15 protein-coding genes and 2 tRNA genes are annotated in these 13,726 nt (G+C 33.7%); 13 read left to right on the top strand and 4 right to left on the bottom strand.

The features are described from left to right. Positions 1 to 36: 36 nt before the first annotated feature. The gene (locus AAGD20_RS05020; RefSeq protein ID WP_341748682.1) at positions 37 to 2,754 is read right to left on the bottom strand and encodes a hypothetical protein; all 2,718 of its coding nucleotides are present in this window, start codon (positions 2,752 to 2,754) and stop codon (positions 37 to 39) included. Between the two features lie 359 nt (positions 2,755 to 3,113). On the opposite strand from AAGD20_RS05020, the gene rplU reads away from it, so the two are divergent. The 5 genes from rplU to AAGD20_RS04995 all read left to right on the top strand — a co-directional run bounded on the left by rplU (position 3,114) and on the right by AAGD20_RS04995 (position 4,246). After that, on the top strand, positions 3,114 to 3,431 hold the full coding sequence (rplU, locus tag AAGD20_RS05015) for a 50S ribosomal protein L21 (protein ID WP_094649747.1): 318 nt from the start codon (positions 3,114 to 3,116) through the stop codon (positions 3,429 to 3,431). Between the two features lie 22 nt (positions 3,432 to 3,453). Beyond that, a complete protein-coding gene (gene rpmA / locus AAGD20_RS05010) occupies positions 3,454 to 3,708 on the top strand; it encodes a 50S ribosomal protein L27 (protein WP_341748681.1) in 255 nt (84 codons plus the stop codon). 102 nt (positions 3,709 to 3,810) lie between these two features. After that, positions 3,811 to 3,978, top strand: a complete 168-nt coding sequence (locus AAGD20_RS05005) for a hypothetical protein (protein WP_341748680.1) — start codon at positions 3,811 to 3,813, stop codon at positions 3,976 to 3,978. 50 nt (positions 3,979 to 4,028) lie between these two features. Continuing rightward, the gene (locus AAGD20_RS05000; RefSeq protein WP_341748679.1) at positions 4,029 to 4,181 is read left to right on the top strand and encodes a palindromic element RPE2 domain-containing protein; all 153 of its coding nucleotides are present in this window, start codon (positions 4,029 to 4,031) and stop codon (positions 4,179 to 4,181) included. Beyond that, positions 4,172 to 4,246: transfer RNA gene (locus AAGD20_RS04995), tRNA-Thr, on the top strand. The genes AAGD20_RS05000 and AAGD20_RS04995 overlap by 10 nt, the downstream gene beginning before the upstream one ends. Positions 4,247 to 4,346: 100 nt before the next feature. Here AAGD20_RS04995 and AAGD20_RS04990 read toward each other — a convergent pair. Beyond that, positions 4,347 to 4,745: a hypothetical protein gene (locus tag AAGD20_RS04990; protein ID WP_094649744.1), complete on the bottom strand. Its 399-nt coding sequence runs from the start codon at positions 4,743 to 4,745 to the stop codon at positions 4,347 to 4,349. Positions 4,746 to 4,974: 229 nt separating this feature from the next. On the opposite strand from AAGD20_RS04990, the gene AAGD20_RS04985 reads away from it, so the two are divergent. After that, on the top strand, positions 4,975 to 6,774 hold the full coding sequence (locus AAGD20_RS04985) for an AAA family ATPase (RefSeq protein ID WP_341748678.1): 1,800 nt from the start codon (positions 4,975 to 4,977) through the stop codon (positions 6,772 to 6,774). A gap of 97 nt (positions 6,775 to 6,871) precedes the next feature. On the opposite strand, the gene AAGD20_RS04980 is transcribed toward AAGD20_RS04985, so the two are convergent. Beyond that, positions 6,872 to 6,961 (bottom strand) — tRNA-Ser (locus AAGD20_RS04980). 169 nt (positions 6,962 to 7,130) lie between these two features. Here AAGD20_RS04980 and lpxD point away from each other — a divergent pair. The 6 genes from lpxD to dnaQ all read left to right on the top strand — a co-directional run bounded on the left by lpxD (position 7,131) and on the right by dnaQ (position 11,696). Then, positions 7,131 to 8,147 carry a UDP-3-O-(3-hydroxymyristoyl)glucosamine N-acyltransferase gene (lpxD, locus tag AAGD20_RS04975; RefSeq protein ID WP_341748677.1) on the top strand — a complete coding sequence of 339 codons (1,017 nt, stop codon included), beginning with the start codon at positions 7,131 to 7,133 and terminating at the stop codon, positions 8,145 to 8,147. Beyond that, positions 8,148 to 8,588: a 3-hydroxyacyl-ACP dehydratase FabZ gene (fabZ, locus tag AAGD20_RS04970; protein ID WP_341748676.1), complete on the top strand. Its 441-nt coding sequence runs from the start codon at positions 8,148 to 8,150 to the stop codon at positions 8,586 to 8,588. A gap of 2 nt (positions 8,589 to 8,590) precedes the next feature. Next, entirely contained in the window at positions 8,591 to 9,409 is an 819-nt protein-coding gene (lpxA, locus tag AAGD20_RS04965) for an acyl-ACP--UDP-N-acetylglucosamine O-acyltransferase (protein ID WP_094649354.1), read from the top strand. 163 nt (positions 9,410 to 9,572) lie between these two features. Beyond that, on the top strand, positions 9,573 to 10,424 hold the full coding sequence (locus AAGD20_RS04960) for an LpxI family protein (protein WP_341749463.1): 852 nt from the start codon (positions 9,573 to 9,575) through the stop codon (positions 10,422 to 10,424). A 13-nt stretch (positions 10,425 to 10,437) separates the two neighbouring features. Then, positions 10,438 to 11,013 carry a dephospho-CoA kinase gene (gene coaE, locus AAGD20_RS04955; protein ID WP_094649356.1) on the top strand — a complete coding sequence of 192 codons (576 nt, stop codon included), beginning with the start codon at positions 10,438 to 10,440 and terminating at the stop codon, positions 11,011 to 11,013. After that, complete coding sequence (gene dnaQ, locus AAGD20_RS04950) at positions 11,001 to 11,696, top strand: DNA polymerase III subunit epsilon (protein ID WP_341748675.1); 696 nt, start codon at positions 11,001 to 11,003, stop codon at positions 11,694 to 11,696. Before coaE ends, dnaQ begins: the two co-directional genes overlap by 13 nt. Positions 11,697 to 11,711: 15 nt before the next feature. On the opposite strand, the gene AAGD20_RS04945 is transcribed toward dnaQ, so the two are convergent. Next, positions 11,712 to 11,813 carry a palindromic element RPE2 domain-containing protein gene (locus AAGD20_RS04945; RefSeq protein ID WP_410520893.1) on the bottom strand — a complete coding sequence of 34 codons (102 nt, stop codon included), beginning with the start codon at positions 11,811 to 11,813 and terminating at the stop codon, positions 11,712 to 11,714. A gap of 417 nt (positions 11,814 to 12,230) precedes the next feature. On the opposite strand from AAGD20_RS04945, the gene AAGD20_RS04940 reads away from it, so the two are divergent. After that, the gene (locus tag AAGD20_RS04940) at positions 12,231 to 13,544 is read left to right on the top strand and encodes an MFS transporter (RefSeq protein WP_341749462.1); all 1,314 of its coding nucleotides are present in this window, start codon (positions 12,231 to 12,233) and stop codon (positions 13,542 to 13,544) included. Positions 13,545 to 13,726 lie beyond the last annotated feature (182 nt).

The raw sequence follows: 13,726 nt of genomic DNA, 5'->3' as shown, positions 1-13,726 counted from the left end.
CTTCTGAATCAATTACCGTGGAATAGGTAAACTCTTTTAATAGCCTGGTAATTCAGCTCTATCTACATTTACTCCTGGGACAGCTATAGTTCTGTTTTCAATACCAGCAAAAGTTACAGTTTTATCAGCATTAATTGTTATTTTCTTAGAATAAACATCAGCTTTTACCGTTGAATTGCTATCAAAAATTACATCAGACAATCTCAATTTATCCGCCCCTAGATTACCATAAGCAACGCTATCGTCCGACTTGAATATTACTTTACCGCTATTATTCTTTTCGGTCGATACATTGGAATAGAAATTTTTACTATTGACAGCGATTGTGTAATCACCTAGTAATTTAATCTCTTTTAATCTGTTCTCAGATGATCCAACATCACCTGCAATGGTAAGATTTGCATTTAATGCTAAACTATGCAAATTATTGCCAGTTGTGGTAATGTTACTTATAGTACTATCTTCTTTTAAGGTTAAAATTGCATATTGAGTACTAATAAAACTAACTTTACTATTAATCTTCCCCAGGTTTACCATAGCGGCATTTAATTCTATTTCCACAGTATTAAGAGTAGGCTTAATATCAAAGCTACCAGCTCCAGAGAAAATTATCTTTTTTAGTTTATTATCAGCAGTACCTAAATTTTTATTTACTCCGTCAATCGTCAATGTTTTATCTTCCTCAACAGAATCAAACTCAACTATACCTGTATCATTAGTACCTGGGTCTAGATTATTGTCTAAAGTTATCATTCTGTTTTGATCGCTACTATTCCGTAATGTTAATCTAGCCTCTGGATGTATGAAATTAATTGCATTACGACTACCGCCACCTCTGTTGGATAAAATATTAATAGGACCATGTTTAGCATCTAGTACGTAAGTTGCTGAACCGGTGTCGGTAGAAGGGTCTATAGTAAAACCAGCAGCATGTTTAGATTGTCCAATATCGATTTGAGCAATCGAGGCTGAAGTACCACTTTCATCAACAAATATTGTACCATTATTTATTGGGTTATAAACAATGCTCAATTTCTTAGTATTACTGATATCAAGTTTATTACCAGCTGCTCCTGTGATAATCACATTACCATAAGCTGTAATGTGCTTTAGACTTCTAGCATCTGTACCAAGAGCTTTGTCACCATTAGCTGTTATAGTTAAAGTAGCACCGTCGATACCAACCATTGCTACTCTTCCTCCATTACCAATTTTTCCTGGTAAATTATTCTCAAAGATTATGGAGTGACTGTTTCCTAAAGTAATCAATCCCAATTCTGAATCTTCATGCAAGAAGTTGATTTCCGCTCCATTAGCAGCAAGGAGATGAACGTCATTATTTGAAGCATTTATTACTAGAGTATTAGCAGTAGGAGCAGTAGGAGCATCAAGAGGAGGAAGAAGAATAGCAGGAGTACCAATATTTATAGTCTTAATATTGCCAATCTCTGCATTGGTAGCTATGAGGGTAGCCTGAACATTTAAAGTGCCATGCTCACCACCAGCTATTGTTGAATTGAATGTTGTAGGCTTCTCAGGAACAACAGGCTTATTAAAGGTTAACGTTCCTCCCTCACCAAAATCAACTCCACCCGTAAAATCACCACCAATTGTTACAGTTTTATCGACATTAGTGAAGTTAAGTTTTTCAGTAAAAACATCTCCTTCTAAATTGACATTACCATCAACAATATTAATCTCGGCTAAAGCAGCACCATTAGCACCGATATTTTTAGTTACCCTACCAAATCCCAGGAAGGTTAATGTACCCTGATTATCTGTACCGCTAGTATTATATATAGCGCCAGTGATTCTTTTACCAGCTTTTAGCTTAAGTATAGAATTTTTATGGGTAAGATTAGTATTAGTAGCAAAAACATGATCTTCTAAATTAACTTCTCCAGCCCCTATATCTACTGTAGCTAAAACAGCAGTACCAGTCCCTATTGCTCCAGCCTTGCCAATTTCTGCAAAGCTTAATGTTCCCTTACCATTAAACTTTGTAGTGATAGCCCCATTGATTATTACATTATTCCCAATCTTAAGTACAGAATTTTCATGGGTAAGATTAGTCTGATTAGTAAAAACATTCCCATATAAAGAAACTGTTCCATCACCTATTTTTATCTCTTTTAAAGCTTTTTTATCAGCACCAATCGTTCCAGTTACCTCGCCATTTCCTTCAAAGATTAACGTTCCTTCTTTATGTATAGTCGTAGTGATAGGACCAGAGAGTTTTATATTCCCAGCAGTATCATCAGCCTTTTTAGCAGATTTAATTATAAGGGTTGAGCCTTTACCATTAAATTTTATTGAGCCTAATTTATCATAGGTATTTATTATAACATCACCGTAAGCGTTTCCATCTAATATTAATGTCTTATTGCTATTAATTCTAGCCGTTATAGAGCTAGCAGCACCACCAGATATAGATCCTATAGTAACGTTATTATTTATTATAAGACTATCACCCCCAAACCAACCATCATGACCTGGATTAGCTTGCACTTCTATCCCACCTATTCTTTCAGGAGCGTGTTCATCAACTGTAATTATATCATATTTCTTATTAAGAATCATCCAATCATTATTACCATTCTTGGCATCTATCTTCTCACTAAGTTTACGACTACCATCAGTATTAACTCCACGACCTGCAGAAGCAACGCTGCTCCATCCCATACTTGCTAAAACAGAGGCAACTGACACGCTGGTCAGCAAATTTTTTAAGAATTTTTGTTTTTTTTTAGACATATTTACCATTTTTTATTTTAAAAAATAACTCACCACAACAGATTTTTACTTAATACCCACTAGTGTACGGATAAAATATTAATACAAATTTTTGAGTATATTAACTTGATTAAGCAACATCTGGTGTATCATAGTGATTAACCTATGTCAACAAGAGGTATAAAAATTATTTAATTAAGATTAAAATCTTAAGAAGGATTAATTAATATTATTACAATAACATTAATATAATCTAATTTAGGGGGTTATCGATTTTATTTGCGATTTCCCATTGACTAAAATAGATGGTGGTAATATAATGCCGACTTAGTTTTGTTTAAGGACTTAGTTTGTTTAAATTTTAGTTTAGGATATTTCTCATGTTCGCAATCGTCAAAGCAGGCGGAAAACAGTATAAAGTCGGCAAAAACAGTGTCATCAAAATAGAAAGAATTGACGGTGATAGAGGGGCAAAAGTTCAACTTGATCAGGTGTTGATGATTGGTGAAGATTCAAAACCATCTTTTATCGGTACGCCAATAGTTCAAGGGGCTCTTGTTACAGCTGAAATTACTAACCAGTTTAAAGATAATAAGATTATTGTCTTTAAGAAAAAACGTCGCCAGAATTATCGTCGAAAGAATGGTCATAGGCAGGAATTAACCGAACTGAAAATATTAGACATTACTAAATTATAACTGGATTTATAAGGATATATAGATGGCAACTAAAAAAGCTGGTGGTAGTTCCAGGAATGGGAGAGACTCAGCCGGTCGTAGATTAGGTACTAAAAAATCTGATGGACAATATGTCATATCAGGTAATATAATTGTTAGGCAACGGGGTACTAAAATTTACCCAGGTGAAAATGTTGGGATTGGAAGAGATCATACGTTATTTGCCTTGGTTAAAGGTAAAGTAAAATTCTCTAGTAAGGGCGGGCATAAAATAGTTAATGTTGTGTTGGTGGCATAATTATAATCCTGTATAATGCCCAGCCATGCAACTAGACCTCTTGCATAACCTGTATATCATAAGTGATAAATTCTTGTTGAGGATCGTAGTTAATTGTTAGGAGTGGTAAGAGAAAGTGAGGAATATTTCACAAATAAATTGGCTATGCTAAATGTTGAGGAATATGATAAATCTCAATTGGAAACCATTAGAAATCAAATTAGCAATAACGAAAATCCTACCACTATAGTTTCAGTTGATTATTATGGTATAGAATCAATAATCAACTGAAAATCAAATACTGAATTGACAAAAAAGATTATAGCTGCACATAAATATAAATGATTATCTCCGGCAGCCTCCTAGAACTTCTTTCTATAGTTAATTCAGGAGAATTTGGGGCTAGGAACGATGGAGCGACGCCTATAAGTAATAGGCGAACGACGAGTGACGACGCCCCCAACTTCTCATCAATTGACTATAGGCCGCTATAGCTCAGAGGTAGAGCACGTCATTGGTAATGATGAGGTCGCAGGTTCAATTCCTGCTAGCGGCACCATATACATATTATCATTTGTTAAATTGAAACTATAAAATTCAATACAAAGTTTTATGAGTGCTATTTAGTTTATAATCGAACTCAAGAGAGTAAAAGCACTTTAGACTTTGTCATGTAGTTGTATAATGCGAGAATCGTTATTTGTTGTTTTTGGCTTACTAGAAAAGAAACATGAAGGTACAAATTTTTTGGTGTAAAGTAGCCTTTCTAGAAATGATGACTCCACTGGCATTTCTGCAGTACTTGTATTAATAAAATGAACTGCTCTTAGCAAAATATATTTTTCTCTTTCATTTACAAGAAAAGCAGCCTTTTCTTCGATATAATTTTTGTTAAGCTTTTCTGGATTTAGCATATACCATTTTTGATCTCGCTCAGATTCTTCCAATCTTTGATAATCTTTAGGCTGGAGAGCAAAAAAATCTGATTCCAATATTTCTGCTTTTACGTATTCATAGAGTACTTGGATTCCTCTACCTACTTCTAAAACACCAAACATAACACTTACATTTTTAATTATTTTAAGGACGTAAAAAACAACATCAATTTTATCATAACTAATATGAAACTACTTTTTTAAGAGTTTTGCAAGCATAAAATATACACCCTTATTTAAATTCAAAAAGATAATTGCTAGTGCTGGTAGCTTATTTATGGTACAATTTCTGTAATGAAATAATAAGATTATTAAGCTTTTTAATTATAACACAACCAATCAAGATATTTATATGGAAAATAATAAACCACCAAGAATGATGGTAGGTACCGATGAATTCTATGACCTGCTAGTTAATAGTGATGTCTTTGTTGATAAAAGTCTAATGATAAAGGAATTGCTAGAAGATAGTGGTAAAGTTATCCTAATTACTAGACCAAGGCGGTGGGGTAAGAGCTTGAATATGAATATGCTCCAGAAATTTTTTGAGATAGAGGTGGATAAGAGAGGTACGCCTTTACCTGAAGAAGATAGAGTTAATCGCATTCTCTTTACCGGTGGGGAAATCAATTTAGGTATTAAAGGAAAAAGGACTTTAGGGCCTTTAAAGATTAACGGCAATGAATATGCCATGACTCAACAAGGTCAATTTCCGGTGATTTTGCTCAATCTTAAAGATGTAAAAGGTAGTAGTTATCAAGAAATAGAACTAGGTATAAAGGATCAAATTATAGAATTATTTGCAAGTCATCATTACTTAAATCATCATGTAACAGAAGATACAGGACTATTAAATAATGCCCAAAAAGAAAAACTAAGGAGATATTTTGATGGGAAACTTGAGAGAAATGACTTAAAAGATAGTTTACGGGTTTTGAGCGAAGTGCTGTACAAACATTTTGGTCAAAAAGTTTACATATTAATCGATGAATATGATACGCCGATCAATAGTTCGTATATTGAATTTGGTGATAAATTAAAAGAATTTGACGACGTACTAAAAATATTCCGTGGGATGTTTGGCAGTAGTTTAAAAACTAATCCTTATTTAGAAAAAGGCGTAATAACCGGCATATTACGGGTTGCTAAGGCTAATTTATTTTCGGATTTGAATAATGTTAGTGAATATAGCTTGCTTGATGAAAAATATTCTAAGTTCTATGGTTTTACTCAAGCAGAAGTTGATGAATTGTTAACAAAAGTACCAACAGCAACTAATCCTGAACAAATTAAAGCTTGGTATAATGGCTATAGTTTTGGTGGGGAAATCATCTATAATCCATGGTCAATTATGCAATGTTTGGCTCATAAAGGCAAACTTGATCATTATTGGCTTGATAGCGGTGGCACTGGGCTTGTTGATAAAGCATTGTTATCAGATGAGATGCAGGAAGATTTACAGAGCTTAGCTGCCGGAAAGAGTATTATCTCACCGATTGTCAAACAAATTAGTTTTGCTGATATCAACAAACCAGTAGGATTATTTAGCTTGTTGTTATTTAGCGGTTATTTAAACCCTATTGCTAAAAAACCAGAAGAAGATATTTACGAATTGTCGGTACCAAATAAAGAGGTACGATATATATATAATGCCAGAATGCTCCAATGGGTAACTGATCAGTTACAAATCGATCACTCTCGATATTATTCTTTTGCTACTTTGTTGCCGGCAGGTAAAATAGAACAGTTTAAAGAAAGGTTACAAGAATTATTGTTAAATGCTACTAGTTTTTACCAAACTGGCGAGAAAAAAGCTGAGCTATTTTATAGTGGTTTTATGCTAGGTTTGATTAATACCTTAGCTTCTGACTACATAATAGACAGTGAAAGAGAAACCGGTAGCGGTAGGGCTGATATTATGTTGATACCTAGAGCTGGAAAGCAAAATAATGCTATTATTATTGAATATAAAATATGTAAATCTCCTGATATTTTAGAATCTGTTGCCAGAGAAGGGCTAGAGCAAATAGCAAAAAAACGATATGAGGCTAAAATAAAAGAATACTCTCATGTTCAGAAAATCATCAAAATCGCTATGGCTTTTTGCGGCAAGGAAGTGGCACTAGAATATCAGATTGATGTAATTTCTTAATTCGTATTTCAGAATCTGGAGCTTAGGGGCAAAAAACTTGAAACCTCTCTACGTTTCCCGTTCGATATTTTTGAAAAAACGACCACTCGTACGGAAGTGGCGGATAGGGTGGGATTCGAACCCACGGTACGGTTGCCCGTACGCTAGTTTTCAAGACTAGATCCTTAAACCACTCGGACACCTATCCGAGATAATACATATCAGACAAACTAAAGAAATTCAAGTATAAATGTTTATATAATAATATTATACAATATAAATTGTTGTAAGAAAACTTGAATATTTTTTAACTGACGTTTATACTACTCCCGTCATACATTTATACTGTTCTCATCATTTTATAAAAATAACTAACTATGATAAATTCACGCTTTTATAAGAAATCTGCCTCTTATAAATTATCAGAAATTATAAAGTTAATAGATGCTGAGATATCATGTTTCACTGACTTGTTAATCCATGATGTTAAATCTTTAGAAGAGGCTGATGTTGGTGATATAACTTTTTTAAGTAATAGCAAATATATTACCCAATTTCAAAGCACTAAAGCTTCATGCTGCATAGTTCCAGAGAATTTTTCACAAGAATCTAACAATGGAACAATATTATTAAAAGTAAAGAATCCGTATTTCTTTTATGCAAAATTAGTGGATTTGTTCTATAGTAAAGCAAAGACTTATCCTAACAAAATTATGCAATCTGCCTATATTTCGGATTCTGCCACTATAGGAAATAATTGTTATATAGGACATAATGTTGTTATTGAAGATCATGTTGTAATAGGTGATAATTGCGTTATAGAATCTGGGACGATTATAGATTATGGAGTGGTAATAGGTAATAGAGCATTAATATACTCAAATGTTTCAATAAGTTACAGCATAATAGGTGATGATGTGGTAATATTACCTGGAGCAAGAATTGGACAAGATGGTTTCGGTTTTGCAACAGATAAAGGGGTTCACAAGAAAATTTTCCATACAGGTATAGTTAAAATAGGTAATAATGTTGAAATAGGTAGTAATACTACTATTGATAGGGGATCAATAAATGATACAGTGATAGGAGATTTATGTAGAATAGATAACTTAGTGCAGATAGGACATAATGCTATAATAGGAAGGGGGTCGATTATTGTTGCACAGGTCGGTATATCAGGTAGTACTACAATAGGGGCATATTGTGCTCTTGGAGGGCAAGCAGGACTAGACGGACATATAGTACTGGGTGATAAAGTACAAGTAGCAGCAAAAGCCGGTGTTATAAAAGATGTTGAATCAGGAGTAACAGTTGGTGGATACCCTGCCGTATCGATTAGAGATTGGCATAAACAATCAGTAATTATGAAACAGCTTATAAAAAACGGAATATAAATGAAGATTAATATTATAGAAATAATGGAAATGCTACCTCATCGCTATCCATTTTTATTAATAGATAGGGTGCTAGAATTTAAGCTTAATGAATCAATTGTTGGCATCAAAAATGTTACTGTTAATGAGCCACAATTTACTGGTCATTTTCCTACAAAACCAATAATGCCCGGCGTTTTAATTGTTGAGGCTATGGCTCAGCTTTCTGCTATTTTAGTAGCAAAATCAATGAATTACTCTATAAAAGATAAAGAGTTTTTCTTTATGTCTATTGAAGAGACAAAATTTCGTAAAATTGTTGAGCCAGGTGATACATTACATATTTATGCTAAAATAGAGCAAAATAGAGGTTCTGTTTGGAAATTCTCAAGTAATGCTAAAGTTGATGAGCAGATAGTTGCAGAAAGCAAATTTACGGCAGTGGTTAAAAATAGGAATTAATGATGGGCTTACCAGCTATACACGCAACTGCCATAGTAGATCCAAGAGCTTCAATTGGTAAAAATGTCAGTATAGGTCCCTTTTGTACTATTGGATCAGAGGTGGTTTTGGCAGATAATGTTGAGCTAAAATCACATGTAGTTATAGAGGGGAAAACAAAAATTGGTGCTAATACAGTTATATATCCATTTGCTTCTATTGGTCAACCCCCTCAAATAGTTAAGTATGAGGGAGAAAAGTCAGAGGTTATCATAGGTAGTAATAATACTATTAGAGAATATGTAACTATTCAAGCTGGTAGTAAAGGTGGTGGGATGGTTACCACTGTAGGTAATAATGGTTTATTTATGGTTGGAGTACATATAGCACATGATTGCACCGTAGGAAATAATGTGATTTTTGCAAATTATGCTAGCTTAGGTGGTCATGTTAAAGTTGGTGATTATGCTATTATAGGAGGGCTGTCTGCTGTTCTTCAATTTGTACGTATAGGACAGCATTCGATAATCGGTGGCATGTCGGCAGTGGAGAAAGATTTAATTCCATTTGGGCTAGCTATAAATGAAAGGGCATTTCTTAGAGGAATAAACTTAGTTGGAATGAAAAGACGTGGCTTTGATAATCAGGAAACGCTTGATACTATAAAAGCTATAGATGATATTTTTGTTAGCGAAGGTATTTTTACTGATAAAGTTGAGAAAGTTTCAAAGCAATATAAAGGTAACCATATTGTAGAACAAATTATCGCTTTTATAAAGCAGGATAGTACCAGAGTATTTTGTCAACCACGACAAGTCGATCATGATAAGGCAAATAGCTAAAATGTGGCAAATACACTCTTCTATTTTCAAAAATTGGATTCACAAAGTTTGGTGGTATTTGCGTACTCACATACAAAGAGTACGTTGTACTCGCTTCTTCTCCCTTGTTTATCGTTCCCACTCTTCAAATCCTTTGACTATAAAAAATGTGCATGACCCAAATATGCGTAAGGTAGATTTGTCCATAGCTTTACATTCTAATTTTTCTAATCCTTTTAGTATAGTGGGAATTATAGCAGGAAATGGTTTATTGCCAATCTCACTAGCTGAAAGTTTTATTACACAAGGAGGACAGTGTTATATCGCTGCTTTAGAAGGAGAAGCAGATCCGACATTATATAAGGATCTTACCCACCAATTTTTTAAAATTGGTATGGTCAAACCAATAATTGAGTATTTTCGTAAATATGATGTAAAAAATATAATTCTTGCTGGTGGTGTAAAACGTCCTAATTTAAAAGCAATTAAAGTAGATTTAATGGGTTCAAGGTTACTTGCTCGTATATTGAAACAAAAATTTTTAGGAGATGATAAACTTCTTAGTATAGTGACAGATTTCCTAGAAGAAAAAGGGTTTAACGTAGTTTCTAGTTATGAAATATTGAGTGCAAATAATAGCATTAAGACCAGGATTGCTCCATCATCAATAGATAATACAGATATCGAATTAGGCATGAAACTATTAGATAGTATAGGACAGCTTGATGTAGGGCAATCAGTCATTGTTGATAATGGATATATTATAGGTATTGAAGCAGCAGAAGGTACAGATAATTTAATAAAAAGATGTTCGTATTTACGCAAAAATTCTACAGGTGGGGTACTTGTTAAAATGATGAAGAAGGGACAAGATACTAGAATTGATATACCTACAATAGGACCAGAGACAATAAATAATTTAGCTAGTTATGGTTATAAAGGGGTAGCAATACAGAAAGAGAAAGTGATTGTTATTGAGCTAGAAAAAACTATTGAACTAGCTAATAAATGTGGGCTTTTTATTGTAGAAAAATAAAATATTTATTAAAATGATTTGTGTGGGAATTACTGGTAGTTATGCTTCAGGAAAAACTTTTGTCTTAAATTATTTAGCTGATTTAGGATTTATGACTTTTTCCGCTGACGAATATATTAAGGATATCTACAAAAAGGCGGCAATACAAAATATAATTCTTAACTTACTGCCTGATCTAAAAATTTTTGATAAAAGAAAAATAGCAGAGCTAATCTATGCTAATGATTCATCAAGAAGAAAATTGCAAAATTTTATTCATCCATTTGTAGTGGAAGGTTTGTCTCTTTTTAAAAGGCAAAATAATGATTCAGAAATTACATTTGCTGAGATTCCATTACTTTTTGAAGCTAAATTTGATAAATATTTTGATTTTTATGTTACAACATTCTGCTCGGAAGAATCTAGGTTAAAAAGGGCAATGTCTAGGGAAGGATTTAATTTAACAACTTATAATAAAATCGCACAGATTCAATTATCACAACAGATTAAAATAGCAAGAGCAGATTTTGTTATTAATACTGATGTTAATATAGTAGATTTAGATAAACAAATAACTCAACTAATACAAAAATTAAAATGCCGCAATTAAGAGAAGTAATTTTAGATACTGAAACAACTGGTTTAGATCCAAAAAGTGGACATAGGATTGTTGAGATTGGTGCTATTGAAATGGTTAATAAAGTTCTAACCGGTAAGCACTTTCACTTTTATATTAATCCACAACGAGATATGCCAACAGAAGCTTATCGAATACATGGTATATCAGGAGAGTTCTTAAAAGATAAACCACTCTTTGCAGAAATTGCCGAGGAGTTTTTAGCGTTTATTAGTAACAGCCAGCTTGTTATACATAATGCAACATTTGATATTAAGTTTATTAATTATGAGTTGTCTTTGCTCAAAAGACCTAATACAGATTTTTTAGAACTTGCTAGTACTATTGATACTCTTGCTTTGGCTCGCAAGATGTTCCCTGGAATGAAGGCTAATCTTGACTCATTATGTAAAAGATATAAAATTGACAATTCTTCGCGTAAGTTGCATGGAGCCCTTAAGGATGCGGCATTATTGGCAGAAGTTTATGTTGAGCTTACTGGAGGTAGGCAGATAAGTTTTAACATTAATAGCAAAAAGGTACAAAATACAGATGAGCTGTTGGTTAGAACTACTATGGCAAATAAAAATAATACTATAGTTATCAAACCAACTAAGGAAGAATTACAAAAACATAAAGAATTTTTGTCAAAAATTCTTTCTCCTATGTGGTTATAGAATTATATAGTTAATTCAGGAGAATTGGGTATAGTCAATTGATGAGAAGTTGGTGACGTCGTCACTAGTCGCTCGCCTATTACTTATAGGCGTCGCTCCATCGTTCCTGCTACCCAATTCCCCTGAATTGACTATAGCAGAAGCGATGGAGTACATAAGCGTTAGTTTAAGAAAACAATAATTGATAAACCGTCATTGCGAGGAAACCTTAGGTCAACGAAGCAATCTATTTCTATTCACTTTTTCTTGGATTGCCGCGTCGCCGCTTTTAGCGGCTTCTCGCAATGACGTTATCTGTAATTGTGAGACCACATAGTGGTCGCGGCAATCCACACTTAATGGATTGCTTCGTTGGCTTATGCCTTTTCGCAATGACGTTATCTGTCATTGCGAGACCATGTAATGGTTGAAGCAATCCATTGTTTATTAAACTAGGAGACTTACACCTCCTCACTAATAGACAGCACGATGGGTGCTTATTCGGCACTAATTCAGGTTAATTGACTATAATTTAAATATATAGGTGCATAGGTGATGAGATATCAGCAGGAACGAAACCTAACTAAAGACCAAAAAGAAGCCATAGGATTATTCTCAGTTGGTACATTCCTAGAATATTTTGACTTAATGTTATACGTCCATATGGGGGAGTTTTTTAATGAGTTATTTTTTAAACCGACTGATTCTCATACAGCCTCTTTAATGAAGGCTGTGATCTTTTGTTCTACATTTATTTTTCGACCTATTGGTGCCTTAATATTTGGTTGGATAGGTGATAATATAGGGCGTAAATCAACAGTGATCATCACAACTTCTTTGATGGCTGTATCATGTTTTGTGATGGCTAATCTGCCTACTTATGCTCAGATAGGAAGTATGGCAGCTTGGATAGCGACAATTTGCCGTATTGTTCAAGGTGTCTCTGCCATAGGAGAGGTGACAGGGGCACAACTTTACTTAACTGAAACGATTAACCCTCCAGCCCAATATGCAAGTATAGGATTAATATGGGCTTTTTGTAGTCTAGGGGCATTAAGTGCTTTAGGGGTTGCCTCACTTGTTAGTTCTTATGATTTTAACTGGCGTTTGGCATTTTGGGCTGGCACAGTAATTGCATTGGTTGGTTTTGTTGCAAGAACCAAACTTAGAGAAGCACCAGAATTTGTTGATGCCCAATACCGAATAAAAAGAGTTTTTGAAAGAATTAATATAGATACAGCTATCTTAAAAGCCAATCCCATTTGGCAAGCAAAAGTTAATAAAAAAACACTACTAGCTTTCTTTTTATTACAATGTGTTGCACCGGTGTGTTTTTATTTTATTTATATACATTGTGCCAATATTTTAAAAACTAGCTTTGATTATACAATGCTTGATGTTATTCATCATAATTTTATTATCTGTATAATAGAGCTGTTAGTCATATTAGTATTATCTTATTTAAGCTTAAAAATGTATCCATTATTAATCCTAAGAATTATACTGATTATATCTGCTATTTTTATCGTATTTTGTCCGTATTTATTGAATCATGTTAATTCTCCTTACCAATTATTTCTAATTCAATCCGTTCTATCTTTATTGCATGAATGTTTAGGACCTGCTTTGCCCATTTGTTATAAAAGCTTTCCTATATTTAAACGTTTTATCTGTGCTAGCATGACATTTGCTTTATCTCGGGCTTTTATGTATGTCATTACCTCTTTTGGTTTGGTATATCTTGTTGAATATTTTGGTAATTGGGGATTATTGTTTATTATGATTCCTGCAATTATCGGTTTTGCTTATGGGCTATTGCATTTTGAAAAATTGGCAAAAGATTCTGGGAATTATAGTGAATTAACTTGAATTGGCAACGTTATAAATCCGATTAGTATTGAGCATCAGCGTCATTGCGAGGAGCCACTTTAGTGGCGACGAAGCAATCCATTTAATAGTTTTTTTGGATTGCTTCGTCGACCTTACGGGTTCTTCGCAATGACGTTTTTACCCTGTCATTCCCGCGTAGGCGGGAATCTAGACCCCTGCTT

It is taken from the genome of Candidatus Tisiphia endosymbiont of Sialis lutaria (assembly GCF_964026535.1).
Lineage (GTDB): Bacteria > Pseudomonadota > Alphaproteobacteria > Rickettsiales > Rickettsiaceae > Tisiphia.
The sequence above is the reverse complement of the archived record's forward strand: the minus strand, read 5'-3'. Positions and strand labels throughout refer to the sequence as shown.